The sequence below is a fragment of the Mesorhizobium sp. dw_380 genome (genome assembly GCF_018588885.1).
In the GTDB taxonomy this organism is placed as follows: domain Bacteria; phylum Pseudomonadota; class Alphaproteobacteria; order Rhizobiales; family Rhizobiaceae; genus Mesorhizobium.
The window spans coordinates 1-18646 of record NZ_JAFFIW010000014.1; the positions used below are offsets into that span (position 1 = coordinate 1).

Annotated in this window: 16 protein-coding genes; 11 read left to right on the forward strand and 5 right to left on the reverse strand. The window is 62.8% G+C overall.

All coding sequences use genetic code 11. The features are described 5' to 3' along the window. From JT360_RS15945 to JT360_RS15965, 5 genes are all read left to right on the forward strand, one after another. On the forward strand, window positions 1-960 hold a 960-nt coding region (locus tag JT360_RS15945), incomplete at its 5' end, for a thioesterase domain-containing protein (protein WP_214472598.1). Window positions 961-962: 2 nt separating this feature from the next. Next, window positions 963-1100, forward strand: a complete 138-nt coding sequence (locus JT360_RS15950; RefSeq protein WP_214472725.1) for a hypothetical protein — start codon at window positions 963-965, stop codon at window positions 1098-1100. Beyond that, on the forward strand, window positions 1097-2878 hold the full coding sequence (locus JT360_RS15955; RefSeq protein ID WP_352127574.1) for an ABC transporter ATP-binding protein: 1782 nt from the start codon (window positions 1097-1099) through the stop codon (window positions 2876-2878). The genes JT360_RS15950 and JT360_RS15955 overlap by 4 nt, the downstream gene beginning before the upstream one ends. 41 nt (window positions 2879-2919) lie before the next feature. After that, window positions 2920-3939 (forward strand): LLM class flavin-dependent oxidoreductase, encoded by a 1020-nt coding sequence (locus JT360_RS15960; protein WP_214472599.1) that lies wholly within the window; start codon window positions 2920-2922, stop codon window positions 3937-3939. Window positions 3940-4231: 292 nt separating this feature from the next. After that, entirely contained in the window at window positions 4232-5002 is a 771-nt protein-coding gene (locus JT360_RS15965; RefSeq protein WP_214472600.1) for a 4'-phosphopantetheinyl transferase family protein, read from the forward strand. Between the two features lie 152 nt (window positions 5003-5154). Here the strand turns inward: JT360_RS15965 and JT360_RS15970 are convergent, their stop codons facing one another. Beyond that, a complete protein-coding gene (locus JT360_RS15970; protein WP_214472601.1) occupies window positions 5155-6273 on the reverse strand; it encodes an NAD(P)/FAD-dependent oxidoreductase in 1119 nt (372 codons plus the stop codon). A 116-nt stretch (window positions 6274-6389) separates the two neighbouring features. Between JT360_RS15970 and JT360_RS15975 the strand changes: the two genes are divergently transcribed. The 5 genes from JT360_RS15975 (at window position 6390) to JT360_RS15995 (ending at window position 13116) form a co-directional block, all read left to right on the forward strand. Then, entirely contained in the window at window positions 6390-7295 is a 906-nt protein-coding gene (locus JT360_RS15975; RefSeq protein ID WP_214472603.1) for a LysR substrate-binding domain-containing protein, read from the forward strand. Window positions 7296-7384: 89 nt separating this feature from the next. Continuing rightward, window positions 7385-9463: a hydantoinase/oxoprolinase family protein gene (locus tag JT360_RS15980; RefSeq protein WP_214472604.1), complete on the forward strand. Its 2079-nt coding sequence runs from the start codon at window positions 7385-7387 to the stop codon at window positions 9461-9463. A 4-nt stretch (window positions 9464-9467) separates the two neighbouring features. Beyond that, the gene (locus JT360_RS15985) at window positions 9468-11453 is read left to right on the forward strand and encodes a hydantoinase B/oxoprolinase family protein (RefSeq protein ID WP_214472606.1); all 1986 of its coding nucleotides are present in this window, start codon (window positions 9468-9470) and stop codon (window positions 11451-11453) included. Next, window positions 11450-11752 (forward strand): (2Fe-2S)-binding protein, encoded by a 303-nt coding sequence (locus JT360_RS15990; RefSeq protein WP_214472607.1) that lies wholly within the window; start codon window positions 11450-11452, stop codon window positions 11750-11752. Before JT360_RS15985 ends, JT360_RS15990 begins: the two co-directional genes overlap by 4 nt. Then, on the forward strand, window positions 11749-13116 hold the full coding sequence (locus JT360_RS15995) for an FAD/NAD(P)-dependent oxidoreductase (protein ID WP_214472608.1): 1368 nt from the start codon (window positions 11749-11751) through the stop codon (window positions 13114-13116). The genes JT360_RS15990 and JT360_RS15995 overlap by 4 nt, the downstream gene beginning before the upstream one ends. A 36-nt stretch (window positions 13117-13152) precedes the next feature. Here JT360_RS15995 and JT360_RS16000 read toward each other — a convergent pair whose 3' ends face one another. Next, window positions 13153-14478, reverse strand: a complete 1326-nt coding sequence (locus tag JT360_RS16000) for an NAD(P)/FAD-dependent oxidoreductase (protein ID WP_214472609.1) — start codon at window positions 14476-14478, stop codon at window positions 13153-13155. Between the two features lie 223 nt (window positions 14479-14701). On the opposite strand from JT360_RS16000, the gene JT360_RS16005 reads away from it, so the two are divergent. After that, window positions 14702-15178 (forward strand): Lrp/AsnC family transcriptional regulator, encoded by a 477-nt coding sequence (locus tag JT360_RS16005; RefSeq protein WP_038644676.1) that lies wholly within the window; start codon window positions 14702-14704, stop codon window positions 15176-15178. On the opposite strand, the gene JT360_RS16010 is transcribed toward JT360_RS16005, so the two are convergent. From JT360_RS16010 to JT360_RS16020, 3 genes are read right to left on the reverse strand one after another with little or no spacing between them, the layout of a single operon-like run. Further along, window positions 15179-16834 carry an ABC transporter ATP-binding protein gene (locus JT360_RS16010; protein ID WP_214472611.1) on the reverse strand — a complete coding sequence of 552 codons (1656 nt, stop codon included), beginning with the start codon at window positions 16832-16834 and terminating at the stop codon, window positions 15179-15181. Further along, on the reverse strand, window positions 16831-17676 hold the full coding sequence (locus JT360_RS16015) for an ABC transporter permease (RefSeq protein WP_214472612.1): 846 nt from the start codon (window positions 17674-17676) through the stop codon (window positions 16831-16833). Before JT360_RS16015 ends, JT360_RS16010 begins: the two co-directional genes overlap by 4 nt. A 2-nt stretch (window positions 17677-17678) precedes the next feature. Beyond that, entirely contained in the window at window positions 17679-18629 is a 951-nt protein-coding gene (locus JT360_RS16020) for an ABC transporter permease (RefSeq protein WP_214472614.1), read from the reverse strand. Window positions 18630-18646 lie beyond the last annotated feature (17 nt).

Sequence of the window (18646 nt, forward strand, 5' to 3'; positions counted from 1 at the left end):
TCGCTGCTGGCAGTGAAACTGGTGAGCCGTGCGCCGAACGCCGGACTCGACTTGACCATAAATGATCTCTTCCAGAACCCCGTTTTGAAGGATCTTGCCCGGAAAAGCAGAGGCCTCCCGTTGCAAGAAGACCGTCCGGAACCTATTCCGGTGCACCGGACCGGGAATGCACCACCCATCTTCTTCCTGCCTTCGGGCTTGGGCGATCATTCATATGTCTTTGAGCTGGCCCGGGAATTCGATCCAGACACCCCCGTCTATGCCTTGCCGTGGCCGGCCGCGGATGAACCGCTCACCTACACACTAGGGGCAATGGCGACACGCGCGCTGTCGATGATGCGGACGATCCAGCCTCGCGGCCCTTATCGCCTAGCCGGATATTCGTCCGGCGGCATACTCGCCTACGCGATGGCGCACGATCTCCTCGAATGTGGTGAGGCCGTCTCGTTTCTGGGACTCATCGACGTCCATCTGCCCTCCGATCTGAAATCAACGGCGGAGCTCCTTGCACGGTTCGAGGCAACCGATGTGCCGCAACACCCCGGAGAACGTACATTGCTTCGTGAACACGCAGATCGCTCTGTCTCTCAAGTGATGCAGGAAGGACAAAGGCCGAATACCGTGGACGCTGATCTTGATGCTCCTGCTGGGGCCAAGATGCGGGATCAACGCAGACACTTCGAGAAGCTTGTCCGATCCTACAAGGTCCCTCGGTTGCCTGTGGCCGTTCACCAGTTCAATGCGCGCACGTTTGGTGCCGCCGATGGCGAGCATGGATGGTCAATGATGCGGTGGCGCGACGTCCTGCCGTCATCCCTTTTGCACGTGCACACCGTTCCCGGCGACCACTGGACGATGATCACAGAGCCTGCAAACAGAGCCATTCTTGGCCGACAGGTCTCAGCAGCGTTGCAAGCTCGCCAACCTACGCCGTCCGATAGCGTACAGGAGGAGGCGTGAGAGTGTTCGAGGGCCTTTATTCCGACCGCTCGGCGATCCGGCTGCGCATCTGCTGGTATCCGATCTACGGCTTGAGCCTGCAGGGTTTTGCAGCGGAACCAATTTTGAGGATGGGCGCATCGCGTCCACGCGAACTGTGACCCGGTTTCGTTTCGATGTAAATCGCAGCACCTTTGCGAAGGTATTCTACTTCGTCGGCGTGTATTGGCGTAGGAAAATATGGCACGTCGCGTTCATTTTTGTCACAACAACGCTGGCAGCCGTGGCCGATGTGTTGATGCCATTGTTTGCCGGGCGGCTGGTGGATGCGATGTCGGTCGGAGCGCAAGATAGCTATCTTTCGTACAGCAGTGCGATAAATGCGCCGTCTGTCTTTGTTGCTCTTGCGATTTCGAGCCTGATATTCAGGCAAATCGCGTTTGCAGGTATATCGTTACTTTCGTTAAAAACGATGACGGACATGGCGTCCGATGCAATCTACAAAGTTCAGCGTCTCTCGACGGATTGGCATGACACCAATTTCGTCGGCTCCACCGTGCGTAAGATTACTCGAGCGGTGTGGGCTCTCGATGCATTCGGCGACACGGTACTGATTTCTCTGTTTCCGACACTGGTGGTGCTGGTTGGCACGACGCTGGTGTTCGGGATTTTATGGCCGGTGCTAGGCATGGCTATCGCCTTGGGTTCAGCCTTGTTTATCATTCTTGCAGGATGGTTCTCGCTTGCGTTTGTTGCACCTGCGGCCAGCCTTTCGAATGCATGGGACTCGAAACTGGGTGGCGCGCTGGCCGACACGGTGAGCTGCAATGCCATTGTAAAAAGTTTTGCCGCCGAGTTGCGCGAGGACGAGCGGCTGGGCGCGGTTCTGAAGAAGTGGCGGAAGCGCACGCTTCGTACCTGGATGCGGGTCAGTATTGCTGGCGTCAGCCAGGGCACAGCCCTGCTTTTACTAAAAACTTCAGTACTGGGTTTGGCTCTGTGGCTATGGATCTATGGTCAGGCCACGGCCGGTGATCTTACGTTCGTCCTGGCGGCGTTCTTCCTGTTGGAGGGCTATCTTCGACAGGTCAGTCGTGAATTGCACAATCTGCAGCGCACGGTGAACGACATGGAAGAGCTTGCGGAAATAGCCAGCAAGCCGCTCGGCATCTCTGACCATCGCGATGCCGCCGAAATCAAGATCGCAAACGCTTCGGTCAGTTTTGATCGTGTGACGTTCCGATACACTGGTCATCGCGAGCCCCTTTTCCGCGATTTCTCAGTGTCGATCCGTTCAAACGAACGCATAGGCTTGGTTGGGCCGTCCGGGGCAGGCAAGACAACATTCATCAAGTTGCTGCAGCGACTCTACGATGTAGACGGGGGCGCGATTCTCATCGACGGCCAGGATATTGCCAGGACGACCCAAGCTTCGTTGCGGCGACAGATTGCCATTGTTCCACAGGAACCAGTCTTGTTTCATCGCTCGATTGCGGAGAACATCGCTTATGCTCGGCCAAATGCGACGATGTCGGAGATCGAGCAGGCGGCACGCCTTGCCAATGCGCACGACTTTATTGCGGGCCTTCCGAAGGGCTACGGCATGGTGGTCGGAGAACGAGGCGTAAAGCTCTCTGGTGGAGAGCGTCAGCGCGTAGCGATCGCCCGTGCATTTCTGGCAAATGCCTCGATTTTGATTATGGACGAGGCAACGTCGAACCTTGATTCAGACTCTGAGCTGATGATCAGGACGGCAATGGACCGACTAATGGTTGGCCGCACCACGTTCGTGATTGCGCATAGGCTGTCGATTGTTCAAGCGCTCGATCGCCTTCTTGTTTTCGACAAGGGAAAAATTGTCGAAGAGGGGACCCACGAGCAGCTTATTCTGCGGGATCTTGGTCTATATCGAAGATTGTTTGAGCGTCAGGCGTTGTAATAATACGAATGCAGAAGCTAAAAGTTCTAGGAGGAGATACAATGATGCCATCCGCGCTTACAATAATCGGCGCTTGCCCAACCTTTGACGATGCGATGACTAACGACAAATATATAGAGGAAATAAAAACTTCCGCTATCCGATCCGAACGCCACGGCTTTTCCGCAATGCTCGTATACTCCGACCATCAACAATTCGATCCTTGGCTGGCGGCCAGCCATCTTATGAGTTTCACGAAAAATATTTCACCCCTCGTCGCCGTGCAGCCTCTCTATACGCACCCATTCACCGTTGCAAAGTTGGTGGCATCTTTGTCATTGATCTATGATCGACCTGTGCACTTGAATTTCATCTCTGGGGGTTTTCCCCATGACCTCGAGGCGTTCTGCGATAAAAATAGTCATGATCAGCGATACGAGCGTGTGGGGCAGTACGGAGAGATTGTTCGCAATCTGTTGAGTACGAAGCGACCTCTGACCTACCACGGCACGCACTATCAGGTTGACGGGCTCCATCTGAAACTTGCTGCACGCATGAATCCCGATTGTGCTCCCATCTTTACCGTCTCCGGGTCGTCACCCGCAGGTATGGCTGTTGCCAGACGCCTGGGCGCGCGGGCGATCGAGTATCTTCGCCCAGCTAACCACTACGATGGCATAACACGTCCAGAGGGCATTCAATATGGAACGCGACTCGGCATCGTTTCGCGCGCAACAACCGGAGATGCTTGGGCCGTTGCCAGGAGCCGGTATCCCGATGATGAACTCGGACAGGAAGTGCGGCAGTACTACACCCGAGTATCCGATTCCGTCTGGGTCAAGGAATTGGGTTTGGAAGTGGTCATTCCTGAGGGCCACCCCTATTGGTTAGGCCCTTACAGGAACAACCAGGCCTCCTGCCCCTTCCTGGTTGGATCGCGCGAGGATGTCGCTCGGGAACTGGTTGGCTATTTCAAAATGGGTCTTCGTACTTTTCTTGTAGATGATCCCCCCACCGACGAGGATGCCCTTGAAATCCAAAGCGTCTTTGCCATGGCGGAGGAGGAGTTTGCTGGTCGCTGAACCGGAATTTGACTGTATCGCGGACGCTGTCGATGGCCCGGTAACCCGTAGGCGAGATATCACCGCACGCACAGCAAGATCATCGACTGGTCGAAACGGTGCCCCTTGAACATGATGCAATTTCCGGAAAACAGGATCGCTCTCGTGCCCGCCATTCATTGTCGAAAAGTTTGGTAACAGAACCCGGATGTTCTGCCTACTCGTGCAAATCACGGGGCAATCCCAGTCTCGAAGACCTCGGGGTGCCGCCGATGACAATAGTCATTGCATGCCCGGATGACGGCGAGGCGTCATGGTTTTGTTGATATCGCGGACATCCGACAGTCCAGCAATGGATCAATTGCGATTGACCACTCGGTCCTGCCACTTTCGATGGACGCCAAAGCGACCGGCGAACACAATCTGGTGCGACCGCACCAATTGGCGTGAAGCGCGCACGGCGGAGATCGACGTCGCCGAGCCCCTGACCGGTAAGGAAGCCCTGGCTGTCGACGCGCCGCCTACATTGATCCAAGCCGTGCCAAAACGGCGCGCCGAATTTTTTGCCGGCCGACTTTGCGCAATGCTGGCGATCGAGGAGTTGTGCGGCATAGCGCATGCGATACCCGTTCAGCCTGATCGCAGTCCGTGTTGGCCAGAGGGTTTGCTCGGAAGCATCACGCACACCGACCATAGGGCGCTAGCGGTGGCTGCCTCAAGAGCCTTCTATCAATTGCTTGGCGTTGATCTTGAGCCTGTAATGCCCAACGATCAGGCTGAGGCGCTCTCGCAACTGATTGTGACGCCGGTCGAGAAACTGTTTCGGCCACTTGCTATGTCTTCCGCAACCTTTGTCACGTTAGCATTCGCGGCGAAGGAGGCTCTTTACAAAGCAATCTACCCGATTACCCGGCGGGTAATCGAATTCCACGATGTGAAACTATTCGGCCTCCACAATGATGCGATCGACCTCGAACTTGATCCGCTGGCGCGCTCGCATGCGCTTCCGACAAATCGCTTTTCGGTGAAGTACCAGTTGGCGGATGGGCACTGCCTCTGCCTACTTGCGGTGGAGCAGCCATGAACCTCTTCGTTCCGGCAATTCCGCCTCGAAGTGACGCTAGATCTAGAGGGCAGCGCGCGTTTTGAGATCCTCATACTCGAAGGCGGCGGCGAGACGGATTGTCCGCCCTTGCGGCCAGGGCCGTCGTTGCGTGGATGTCGACGGTTGCTCCTTCAGGCGGCGCGGCGGAAGCGATCGACCCTGAAATCATCGAGTGGCGTTTCGCATCGGTCGGTCGTGATGAGTTCTGCCATGGCGTCGCCCACGCCCGGTCCGAGTTGGAAGCCGTGTCCACTGAAGCCGAAGGCGTGGAACAGGCCTGGCGTCGTCGCCGAGCGTCCCATGACCGGCAGCATGTCCCGTATATAACCCTCGCAGCCGGACCACGTGCGGATGACCGCGACCTGCGCGATTGCCGGCAGCAACCGTGCGGCGGCGCGCAACTGCGTCGGCAGACGCATGGGGTCCGCGTTCGCATGGCCCGGATCCAGGTTAACCGCCACCCTTTCGGCCGCCCCGCCGAAGACGATGTTGCCCCGCTCGACCTGACGCAGATAGGCGCCATGATCCTTGTCTCGGGTCCAGACTCCGACGACCGGCAGGATCCGATGCGGCAGCGGCTCGGTCACGCCCATTTGCGGGCCGCGGGCGTCGAGCGGAACCTCTTCGCCGAACTGTGCGGCGATGCGAGCGCCCCAGGCTCCGGCTGTATTGAGCAAGCAGCCGGCGGCCAATGTACCTTTGGAACTGGCGATGAGGAAACCGGAGCCCGTGTACGTGATCTTGCCGACCTCAGCGTCCTCGATGATTTCCGCGCCGAGCTTGCGGGCAGCTTCGGCGAAGGCCGGCGCGATCAGCCGCGGATTGCCGCTGCCATCTTGCGGCGAGAACGACGCCGCTATCGCCTCGGGACCGAGCCCGGGAAAGCCTGCACGGATCTCACGTGGTCGGAGTTCCTCCAGCTCAAGCCCCCAGGGTCGCGCTGCCTCGGCATAAGCCCGCATGTCGGCGAGACCGCCTTCATCGAAGATCAGCCGGATATGACCGGTGGCGCGGAATTCCACGTCGCGCCCAAGCATTTTTTCGGCCTCACTCCACAACCGAAGTGAGCGGTGAGCCAGCGGGAGCTGGGAGAGATGACGCCCCGTGCGCCGGATGTTGCCGAAGGAGGCGATGGTTGCCCCGGTGCCGATCCGGTTGCGTTCGATCAGCGTTACGCGTGCGCCACGCCTGGCGAGGAAATAGGCCGAAGCCGACCCCATCAGTCCGCCGCCCAGCACGATCACATCCATAGTCATTCCCTAGCACAGAGCGGCTGATCCTTGGATGCGCCCATCTTGTTCGCGCCACGGCATTGCGTCAAAGATGGGTTTTGGCAACAGCCATAAGCTTAACCTATGGAGTGGCAATGCGAGCTCGGCAACTCGAAGTGTTCATCGCCGTCATGCGCGCGGGGACCGTGACCGCCGCAGCGCGGATCCTGAACATTTCCCAGCCTGCGCTCAGCCAGATTCTGCTTCACACAGAGGACGAACTCGGCTTCGCGTTGTTCGAGCGGGTGAAGGGCCGGCTACGCCCGACTCCGGAGGCTCTGGAGATATTCCCCGATGCCGAGAGGCTGTCGGCAGGGCTGGACGGGCTGCGCCGCAAGACCACGGATCTGCGATTGGGCCGGACAGGGCTAGTGCGGGTCGCGGCCTCGCCGCCGCCGGCCATGGCGATATTGCCGCGCGCATTCACGAAGTTCCGGGCGCAGCATCCCGATATATTGCTGCGTTCCCATAGTGCGCCGATCGCGGCGATCATCGACATGCTGCGCGCTGGCGATGCCAGCGTCGGCGTGGCCATGGACGACCGTTTGCCTCCCGACATCGAGGCGGAAGTGATCGGCAGCGTCGGCTTCGCCTGCCTGCTGCCCGCCGGGCATGCCTTGGCTGGGAGTGCCGAGCTAACGCTCGCCGATCTCGTCGGCGAAGGATTGATATCCTATCGCGGAAACACCCGTCCCGCCGACGAACTGGCCCATGCGGCCCGCGCACAGGGCGTCACGCTTTCGCTGTCGCTCGAGATCGACGTATCCATCTCCGCAGTCGGCTTTGTCCAGGCCGGTTTGGGTATCGCGCTCGTCGACGCGCTGCTGCCGTGGCACCAGTTTGCCGGGCTTGCCGTCCGGCCGCTCGCGGCGGGGCCGGAATTTCCGATCGCGCTGCTCACCTCGCGCGCACGAGGGCTTTCACGGGCCGATGAGATGATGCGCGATGAAATCCGCGCAGCCTGTTCTGCTGTCCTGCGGGGAGATCCCGCAGGAGCATAAGCCAGACTTATATCCTTGCCTGTCATCCATCTTGGACCCGAACCATTCGGCCATGCCAGCTTCAGTCGGCAGACAGGAAGGGACGCATCATGGATGGTGCCATCGCAGCGAACGAAGCGCAGAACGGAGCCGACTGGAAAGTCGGCGTCGATATCGGCGGGACATTCATCGATTTCTGCGCGCTTGAAGCCCGTTCCGGTCGCGTCGCCTCGCTGAAAGTGCTGACGACGCCGGAAGATCCGGGTGCCGAGCTCATGACAGGCCTCACCCTTCTTGCCGAACGCGAAGGCTTTGATCCTGCCCATATGACGCGCTTCGTGCACGGCACAACGGTCGGCATCAATACGATCATCCAGCGCAAGGGCGCGCCGCTCGCGCTGTTCACCAATGCCGGCTTCGAGGACGTGATCGAACTCGCGCGGCTGCGAATGCCGGACATGTATTCGCTGTTCTGCTCGCGACCGGAACCGCTGATCTCGCGCGACATGGTTTTCGGCATTCCGGTCCGCATGCGTGCCGACGGAAGCGAATTCCAGGCACCGGACATGGCGGCGGTGGAGAAGGCGGTCGCGGCGGCGAAGGCGAGCGGGGCGCTAGGGATTATCGTGTCCTTCCTCCATTCATGGCGCAATGCCGCGCAGGAGGCCTCGGTCAAGGCGGCGATCGCGCGTCTTGCCCCCGACCTCTTCGTCTTCTCATCGGCCGAGGTGTGGCCGGTCATCCGCGAATATGAGCGCAGCTCGACCGCCATCCTCAACGGCTATGTCCATCCACGCGTCTCGGGCTATCTGACGGCGCTGGAAGAGCGGTTGGGGGGTCTCGGCGTGCCCGCCCGCCCCATGCTGACGAAGTCGAATGGTGGGCTGATGAACGCCGCCGAAGGCAAGCACGCCTGCGTGAACATGCTTTTGTCGGGAACGGCCTCCGGCGTCATCGGCGCCTCGTGGCTGGCGCGTCAGGCCGGGGAAGACAAGGTCCTTACCCTCGACATCGGCGGGACCTCGGCCGACTTTGCGCTCATCATCGGCGGCGAGGCGCAGTTCGGCACCGGTGAACTGATCGGCGAATTTCCGCTGCACATACCCTCTGTCTCGGTAAGCTCGATTGGCATCGGTGGCGGCTCTATCGCCAGTGTCGACGCGCAGGGGGTGCTGCGGGTCGGGCCGGAGTCGGCCGGTTCGACGCCGGGACCGGCGTGCTATGGCCGTGGCGGCGAGCGGCCGACGGTGACGGACGCCATGGTGGTGTGCGGATGGCTCGGTCACAGCGAGATGGCCTACGGCCAGCTGCGGATCGATACCGGACTGGCTCATCGCGCCATCGGCGACCTTGCCGCCCGACTCGGCCGCCCGGCCGAGCAGACCGCGCAAGCGATCCTGGACATTGCGGTGTCGGAAATGTTCGTCGAGGTCGAGAAACTTGCTTCGCGCGCCGGAGTGGACTTGCGCGATTTCACGCTGATGCCGTTCGGCGGCGGCGGCCCGATGCTCGGAGCTTTCCTTGCCCGCGAGCTCGGGATGAAGCGGGTCATGGCGCCCCGCCGCCCCGGCGTGGTGTCGGCGCTTGGGGGGCTGGTGGCTGATCTGCGCGGAGACTTCATTCGCACCATCTTCAGCCCGCTGTCAGGGACATCGCTCTCCGGAATTCGCGACGCCTTCGAGACCCTCGCGCAAGAGGGCCGCGATTGGCTCGCGGCGCAGGGGCACGACGCGGCCGCGCAACTCAATCTCTCATGCGACATGCGCTATATCGGGCAGAGCTATGAAATCGAGGTCGTGTTGTCGCCAGAATGGCTGACGGACGGCAATGCGGCCGCCATCGCGCAGGCCTTCCACCTCACCCATGAGCGGCTCTACGATTTCCACGACCCGGACGGCGAGATCGAACTTGTGAATGTCCGGCTATCCGCCATAGGCGCGGGGCCGAAACTCTCTTTCCCTGAGGTCGATGTGATCGACGCTCCGGCCATTCCGGCGCGCCGGCTCCCAGTCTACACGGGCCTGAGCGTCGAGACCATCGACCTCCATGACCGGCAAGTCCTTGTGCCGGGCAGCACGTTTCATGGGCCTGCCGTGGTCGTTCAGGAAGACACCACCCTCGTCATTCCCGCTGGAGTGCAGGCAAGGGTCGACCGCCATCTCAACCTTCTGCTGACCTTCCCGGAGTGATGACTTGTTTGACCGGACAAACCTTCAGGTTCTGGCGAACCATGCCCGCGCGGCGGCCGAGAACATGGCACACACGCTGCACCGCACCGCCCACTCCGCCTTCGTCAAGGAGACGCAGGACTTCACGGTGATGCTGATGGACAGTTCAGGGGCAACCTTCGCTGTGCCGATGGAACTTGGCGCCACCTGGTATCCGGGGCTTTCGTATCACCGCGCTATAGCGATGGTCGACGACTACCGGCCGGGAGACGTTGCGTTCACCAACGATCCTTATTCCGGTTATGTCGCCACGCACGCACCTGATACGCATCTGTGGAAGCCGGTCTTTGTCGAGGGCGAGATCGTCGCCTGGACCGGAGGGCATATCCACAACACCGACATGGGCGGTGCGGTGCCGGCTTCGCTCAGCCGGGCGCTGACTGAAATCCATCAGGAAGGCATCCGCTTTCCTCCCATGAAGCTGGTGAGAGATGGCGTCTTCGACGAGACGATCCTGCGGATCATGAGCACCAACGTGCGCAAGCCCGACCTCAACATCGGTGACATCAAGGCGCTGGTCGGCGCGCTCAACACCGGCGAGCGCAAGATCCAGGCGATGGTGAGCAAGTTCGGCAAGGCCGGCTTCGTCGAAGGCGTTGCCGCTCTTCTCGACCATGCGGAGGCGCAGGCACGTGACGTGCTGCGCTCCATGCCCGACGGCACTTGGGAATTCGCTGACTACGCCGACGAGGATTCGGTCGAGGCCAATCCCTGCCGGCTGAAGCTGACGCTGACGATCAGGGGTGACGAGGCGGTGCTCGACTTCACCGGCTCCGATCCGCAGCTAGGCTCCTCGCTCAACGTTCCTTCAGGCGGTGACCCGCGACACACCATGCTGCTGGTGGGTGTCTATTACGTGCTCTACACGCTCAACCCGAAGATCCTGCTCAACACGGGCCTCACCCGGCCCTTCACCTGCATCACACCTCAAGGTTCGGTGCTGAATCCGGTCCATCCCGCCGCCGTAGGCATGCGCTCGCTCACCTGCGCGCGGCTGCGGTCGGTCATCTTCGGCGCCTTCTCGCAAGCGGTGCCGGAGCGCGTGCCCGCGGCGCCGGCCGGCAACAACTGCATCGTCAACGTCATGACCACGGACGAGCGGACCAGCCGGACCGTCATCGCGGCGGTAAACCCCGTGGTGGGCGGCGGCGGCGCGATGCCGCATCGCGACGGGACCAACGGATCGGGCGCGGACGCAGCCTATCTCAAGAACACGCCGATCGAGATCACCGAGACCGAGACCCCGGTCGAATTCCTGAAATACGGGCTCGCCAGGGACAGCGGCGGTGCGGGGCGTTGGCGCGGCGGCTTGGCGACCGAGATGGCCTTTCGCGTCTTTGCCCCCGATTCCAGGATCACGGCGCGCAACCGCGACCGCAGTTTTTTTCGTCCCTGGGGCGTGCTGGGCGGCAAGGCGGCCGGTCTGTCGGATATGGTCGTCAATCCGGGAACCGAGCACGAGCGGCGGCTGGGCAACATCGACACCGCGGTTCTGCAGCCTGGCGACGTACTCGATATCCGCTCCGCCGGGGGCGGCGGGCGCGGCGATCCGCTTGAGCGCGAGCCCTGGCGGGTTATGCAGGATGTGCGGCGCGGTTATGTCTCGCCGGTCGCGGCCGAACGCGACTATGGCGTCGTCATCCGCGGCGGCAAGGTCGACGAACAGGCGACGGAAAGGCTGCGCCCGCGGCAGGGGCCGGCCCCCAACCATTTCCATTTCGGTCCCGAGCGCGAAGGTTACGAAACGCAGTGGACGCCGGCCGCCTATGAACGGCTCACCGCCATACTAAGGGATTTGCCGATCCACTGGCGGTTCTTCGCCAAGACGGAGATATTCCGTCGCATGAAGGGGCGCTCGGGACCGGAGGGTGTCGGGGCGGCATTCGATGCGGTCTGCGAACGGTTCCCCGAATTGCCGCGTCCTCGCCCGGTGCGAGAGGCCGCGGAATGATCACGGCCGGCCGCGTCGTCCGGCTCGCCGAGTTCGACCGGGCGCAGCTGCGTTTCTTTCTCGACGGGCAGATGTGTGCTGCACTGGTGGGCGATACGGTGCTGACCGCAATGCTGGCTTCAGGGCACGCGTTGCGAAAATTCGAGTTCGGACCCGAGCTGCGTGCCGGGTTCTGCCTGATGGGAGCCTGCCAGGATTGCTGGGTGTGGCAGGAGGAAGGACCGCGCCTGCGGGCATGCTCGACCCTTGTCACGGAAGGCATGCGGCTGCGCACGACGCCGCCGGAGAGCTGGCCGTGAGTGATGCCTCATCGCCGCTGGTCGTGATCGTCGGTGCCGGTCCCGCTGGCATAAGGGCGGCGGCGACCCTGGTCGAGGCCGGGTTCCATCCAGTGGTGATCGACGAAGGGCATCGCGCGGGCGGACAGATCTATCGTCGCCCGCCTACTGGGTTTCTCCGCACGCCAGAGCAGCTCTACGGGTCGGAGGCGGCGAAGGCGCGTGCGCTGCATGCACTCTTCGACCGGTTGGCGGCAGACGGGCGGCTCACCCTTTGCGCGGGAAGCTCGGTCATCGCTGTGCAGGAGGGTCGGCTGCATGTGCTGGGGGAGGGTGGCGTGCAGGTGATCGGTTACGACCGCCTGATCCTTGCCACCGGAGCATCGGACCGCGTCGCTCCGGTCTCCGGTTGGCAGAGCGCCGGCGTCTACAGCCTCGGCGCGGCGCAGATCGCGCTCAAGGCGCAGGGCGTAGCCCTCGGGCGGCGGATCGTCCTGATCGGATCGGGGCCTCTGCTGACGCTGGTCGGTGCCCAACTCCTCAAGGCAGGAGCGGATGTGGCAGCAGTGCTGGACACGTCTCGCTGGCATCAGCAGATGCGGGGGGGCTGGCAGCTTGCCGCCCGTCCAATTGTCGCGCTGCGCGGTCTGGCCCTGCGGGCGAGGCTCGGCGGCCGCTACCATGCGGGCGTGGCGTTCGAACGGATCGAGGTCGACGGGCAGGGTGTCACAGCGATGCGCTGGCGCGATGCCGGCGGCCGGGCGCGCCTCACGCCTTGCGACATGATCGGCATGGGCTGGCACCTGCGGGCGGAGACGCATCTGGCCGATCTGGCGGGATGTAGCTTCACCTATGATGAGCAGTGGCGGCAATGGCTGCCTAAGACCGACGAGATGGGTCGGGCCGGCAACGGAGTCTATCTTGCGGGCGATGGAGTTCGTCTCCTCGGGGCGGACGGCGCGGAGATCGCGGGACGCCTTGCCGCGGCGGCGTGCCTTGCCGATCTCGGATTGCCGGCACCTTCCCTCCGTGCCGATCTGCGCAAGCTCGCGCGGCTGGAGCGCTTTGCCCGCGGTCTGGCCTGCGCCTTTCCATGGCCGGCGGCGATGGTGCAGGCACTCCCCGACGACGCGATCGTCTGCCGCTGCGAGAACGTCACCGCCGGAGACGTACGCCAGAGTGCGGGTTTCGGCGGCGGCGAGGCCAACCGGGTGAAGTCGCTGTCGCGCGTCGGCATGGGCCGCTGCCAGGGGCGCTATTGCCAGTTGGCCGCCGTTGAGCTCGCAGCGGTGCAGGCCGGCTGTACGCCAGCCGCTGTCGGCCGGTTTCGCGGGCAGGCCCCTGTCCGGCCGGCGCCCATCGACGCTTTTCTCCGGGAAGGCTGATGCGGTTCCAGAGGCTGGATGTCGGCACGGATCAGGTTAGAAATCGGCGACCTTCCCCCAGGCCGACGCGTCGAAGCGCCGGGGATCATAGGATTTCGGATCGACGATCGGTTTGGAGCCAGTAACGAGATCGGCGACGAGGTGTCCGGCGCCGGGTCCGATGCCGAAGCCATGCCCCGAGAACCCGGCAGCCAGGAAGAAACCCGGAACGGTATCAATCTCGCCGATGGCAGGCACGCCGTCCGGCGTGCTGTCGATGTAGCCGGCCCAGGCCGCGCTGATCCTGGTCTGGCGCAGTGCCGGCAGCAGCTCGAGCGCGCGGGCATGGGTAAGCTGGATGGTGGCCTGATCCGGGACCGGATCAAGGATGCGCATCCGCTCCATCGGCGTCGGCTGGTCGAGCCGCCAGTGTCGGAGCGTCTCGTGGCCCGAGCGCATGCCCTGCAGGCCGCCCGGCGCGAGGCTCCGCCAACGCTTCAGGAACATGGGCAGGAACTGCGACGAGAAGCGCAACTGCTGCGGCGTCACGTCCACGCGGCCGCGTCCGCTGATGGCGAGCGTGTAGCCGCCGTCGCTGCGACGCGTGGCCGAAATCCTTGCCGTGTGCAGCGCATCCGGAAGGCCCTCCGCGCCGGGCGAGACGGACAGGATGGAGGAGCGTATCGACGCCTGCGGAAAGCGGAACCCGAACTGGTGGCAAAACGAGGAGGCCCAGGCGCCGCCGGCCAGCACCGCCATCTTCGTCCGGATCGTTCCGCTTTCCGTGATCACGCCGCTCAGGCGCCCGCCTTCGGTCTCGATGCCGCGTGCGGCGCAATTCTGGTGCACGGTGCCGCCGAGCTTCAGGATCGCGCGGGCGACCGCAGGCGCGGCCCGCGACGGGTCGGCGGTGCCGTCGGTCGGCGAGAAGACGCCGCCCCTCCAGGTCCGGCCGGTGGCACGACCCCGCGCGCTGGCCTCGGCGCTGCCGAGCATGTGCGTGGTGACGCCGGCTGTTTTGGCGAACTCACGCCAGCGCGCCCAGCCGGCCAGTTCGGCCTCGTCATTGCTGAGATAGAGCAGACCGCAGCGGCGGAAGCCGGTGTCCTCGCCCGTTTCCGCCGCAAAGCGCTCCCACAGATCGAGACTGTGGGTCGCCATCGGCAGCTCGCGGGCGTCGCGGTTCTGCTGCCGGCACCATCCCCAGTTCCTGGAGGACTGCTCGGCGCCAATGCGCCCCTTTTCGACAAGCGCGACCTTCATGCCGCGCCGTGCCAGGTAATAGGCCGCGAATATGCCTACGATGCCGCCGCCGATCACCACCGCGTCCGCGGATTGCGGCAGTTCGCCGGATGTCTCGATTTGCTGTAGCGGTGCGCGCATGGTCTCTCTGCCTTGAAGCGCCAATCTACCGCGTTGCACAGGCAGCCGCTGCTGCAGTTGAGGCCGAGGCAGAATTTTATTCCGACGAACCCGCACAATTCGAGAGCCCGTGCGTTTTAAAGCGCTGTTCGTTCGGATGGACAGGCAGGCGGGCTGTGGTAGTGTCGACGGTGATTGGCAAGGCAGCATTTTGTGCTGTGGCACGCATTCTGCGGAGACGACCGTGAAACTGGATCGGATCGACATCAAAATTCTTCACGAATTGCAGAAGAACGGCCGCATCACCAATGTGGAACTGGCTGATCTGGTGCATTTATCACCAAGCCCGTGCCTGATGCGGGTCAAGAAATTGCAGTCGGAAGGCTACATCGAAGGCTATTCCGCCCAGGTCAACATCGGCAAGCTCGGCCAGACGCTGACCGTGTTCACCGAAATCACCTTGAAGAACCATCGCCAGGTGGACTTCGCCCGCTTTCTCGCCGTCGTGGAGAAGATCGACCAGGTCATCGAATGCCACCTTGTATCGGGCGGCTACGACTATTTGATGAAATTCGTGACCGCCGGCATAGCCGAGTACCAGACGATCATGGAGCGGCTGACCGATATGGATATCGGCATCGACAAGTATTTCAGCTTCGTCGTGCTGAAGTCGCCTATCGTCAAGGCGCACATGCCGCTGCCCAGCCTGTTTCCGAGGTAGTCAGCGATGGCCGTACTGGCTGACGAGCTCGGGGTCTCGGACAAGGCCATCGAGCCACGTCGGATCGAGCTTCGGCACGGAGGAGAACAGAAGCTTGGAATAGGGGTGGGTGGGCGCCTTCAGCTTGTCGGGTGTGATCTGCTCCACCCGCTCCCCGTTGTACATGACCATGATTTCGTCGCAGATCGCTTCGACGACGGAGAGGTCGTGGCTGATGAAAATGTAGGAAAGGCCCAACTCTCGCTGCAGTTCCTTGAGCAGCTCGATCACTGCGGCCGCCACTACCGTGTCGAGCGCCGAAGTGATTTCGTCGCAGATGATGAGCTTGGGTCCGGCCGCCAGAGCGCGCGCGAAGTTCACGCGCTGCTTCTGGCCGCCCGAGAGCTCCGACGGGCGACGGTAGCGCAGCGCCCTGGGCAGGCGAACCATGTCGAGCAGTTCGTCGACGCGCTTCGAGCGCGCCTGCCTGTCGAGCCGGTGATAGAAGGCCAGCGGCCGGGCAATGATGTCCTCCACCGGCTTGGCCGGATTGAGCGCGGTATCGGCATACTGGAACACGATCTGCATCTCGCGCAGCTGGTCCTGGCTGCGTTTCCCTGCGGCGCGCTGCAATTCCTTGCCGTCGAAGATGATGTCGCCGGCCGCCGCTGGGTGGATGCCGGCGATGACGCGCGCGAGCGTCGATTTTCCGCAGCCGGATTCGCCGATGATGCCGAGGTTGCGCCCCTTCTCGACGACCAGGTTGATGCAATCGACAGCGCGGATGAGTGGCAGTCCGTCATCCCGCACCGCGCCATAACCTGCCGTCACATTGTCGATGCGAAGCAACGGTTTCGCGCCGGCATCTGCGTCCGCATGCACTTGCCGCGGCCTCGGCTCGAAGGCCGCCAGCAGTTCGCGCGTATAGGGGTGCTGGGCAGCCGAAAGAATCTGAGCCGTGGTACCGGTCTCCTGCACTTCGCCGCCTTTCAGCACCACGATGCGGTCGGCGATCTGGGCGACGACCGCGAGGTCGTGGGAAACGTAGACACCCGCTATCCCGCCCGCCCGCATGACCGACTTGAATGCCTTCAGCACATCGATCTGCGTCGTCACGTCGAGTGCCGTCGTCGGCTCGTCGAAGATCATCAGCTTGGGATCGCCGATGAGCGCCATGGCCGCCGACAGCCGCTGCAATTGCCCGCCCGAAACCTGGTGCGGATAACGCGCGCCGATTCCTTCCGGGTCCGGCAGCGACAAGGCCCGGAACAGCTCGACCGCTCGCTTTCGCGCCTGCTCGGGCGGCATCAGCCTGTGGATGCGCGTAACCTCGATCACCTGCTCCATGATGGTGGACGAGGGGTTGAAGGAGGCGGCGGCACTTTGCGGAACATAGGCAATGGCGGTGCCTCGGAACCTGGCGCGCTGCTTTTCGGAAAGTGCGGCCATGTTCTTGCCGTTGACATTGATCACGCCGCCGGTGATCCGGCAACCCGGCCGTGTGTGCCCCATGAGCGAGAGCGCCACCGTTGTCTTGCCGGAGCCGCTTTCACCGATCAGGGCGACGATCTCGCCATCGGCGATGTCGAGGCTGACGCCCTTGATGATTTCGACGACGCGTCCGGCGTCGGTCGTCGCCTCGATCCTCAAGTTCCTGACCTCGACGAGATTGGTCATGGGTTCCTGTCCCTGATCTTCTGCGGCAGGTTGTCGATCAGCAGGTTGACGCTGATGGTGAGGCTGGCGATCGCCAGCGAAGGCACGATAACGGCCGGGGCCGCGAAGGGCAGGCCGCCGATGTTCTCGCGCACCAGCGCGCCCCAGTCGGCGAGTGGCGGCTGCAGACCGAGCCCGAGGAAGGACAGGCCGGAGAGCAGCAGAACGATGAACACGAAGCGCAGGCCGAAATCAGCCAGCACAGGGCGGATGATGTTGGGCAGGATCTCGGACCCGATGAGATAAACGGTGCTTTCGCCGCGGACACGGGCGACGGTCATGAAGTCCATGGTGTTGATGTTGACGGCGAGCGCCCGCGTAAAGCGGTAGGCGCCGGGTATATAGATGACGGCGAGCGTCAGGATCAGCACCGGGATCGAGGAACCGACCGCCGCAACGACGACAAGGCCGAACAGCTTGCTGGGAATCGAGGTCATGGCGTCCATGAAACGGCTGAGGCACGTGTCGAGCCAGCCGCCGGCGACGGCCGCTATCATCCCCAGCACGACGCCGGAAAAGCAGGCGATGGAGACGGCGGCGAGCGATATACCGACGGTATAGCGTGCGCCCATCAGAACCCGTGAGAGCATATCACGGCCCAGATAGTCGGAGCCGAGCCACAGCCCCTGGCGCATCGGGCCGAAATAATCGTCGTCGACGATGTCGCCGATCGAATGGGGAATGATGTAGGGCGCGAAGATGGCGATCAGCGTCCATGCCACGATGACCAGCGCGGCCACCACGCCCACGAGATTGTAGCTGTGGCCCAGCAAGGACCGTCGGGAAGCTGCCACGCGCGCCATCGTCACCTGAGCCTCGGGTTGGACATGATGGCTATGATGTCGGCGGCCGTGATGAGGACGAGGTAGCCGAGGCAGAAGATCATCGCGCAGCTCTGGATCAGCGGCAGGTCGCGGGTCGCGACCGCATCGACCATCAGCTTGGCGATGCCGGGATAATTGAAGATCGTCTCCACGATGATGACGCCGCCGACCAGATAGGACAGCGAGAGCGCAACCGCATTGACGATGGGCCCGAGCGCATTGGGAAGCGCGTGCCTCAGAACCATGCGGCCGCGCGAGGCGCCCTTGAGGAGCGCCATCTCGACATAAGGCGTTGCAAGCGTTTCGATGACCGCGGCGCGGGTCATGCGGATCATCTGGGCGGAAATGACGAAGGTGAGTGTGATTACGGGCATCGCATAGATGCGCACCAGGTCGGTCAGCGAATGCGCCTCGTTGACCGAGGACAGCGCCGGCAGCCATCTGAGATAGACTGCGAAGAGCAGGACCGCGAGGGTCGCGACCATGAACTCCGGCACGGAGATGACGCCGATCGAAAGGACGGTGACGGTGCGGTCGTAGAGGGAGCCGCGCAACATGGCGGCGGTGATGCCGAGCGTCAGGGCCAGCGGCACCGAGAGCAGCGTGGTGATGCCGGCGAGCTCCATGGTGTTGACGAAGCGCCCGCCGATCAGCGCCGCGACAGGCATCTCATTGGCGTAGGAGGTGCCGAGATCGCCGTGGAGCAGACCGAGAAGCCAGCGCAGGAAGCGCAGGATCGCCGGGTCGTTGAGATGCATGGCCTCGCGCAGGCCGGCTACCGCTTCGGGAGTCGCCGCCTGGCCGAGCAGCATCGACGCAGTGTCGCCAGGCAGCATGTTGGTGGCGAAAAACACGGCGAACAGGACGATCAGAAGCGTGACGACCGCGATTGCCAGCCGCTTCAGCACGAGGTTTAGAACCCCAGATGTCATGGAAGCGCTCCTGCGGT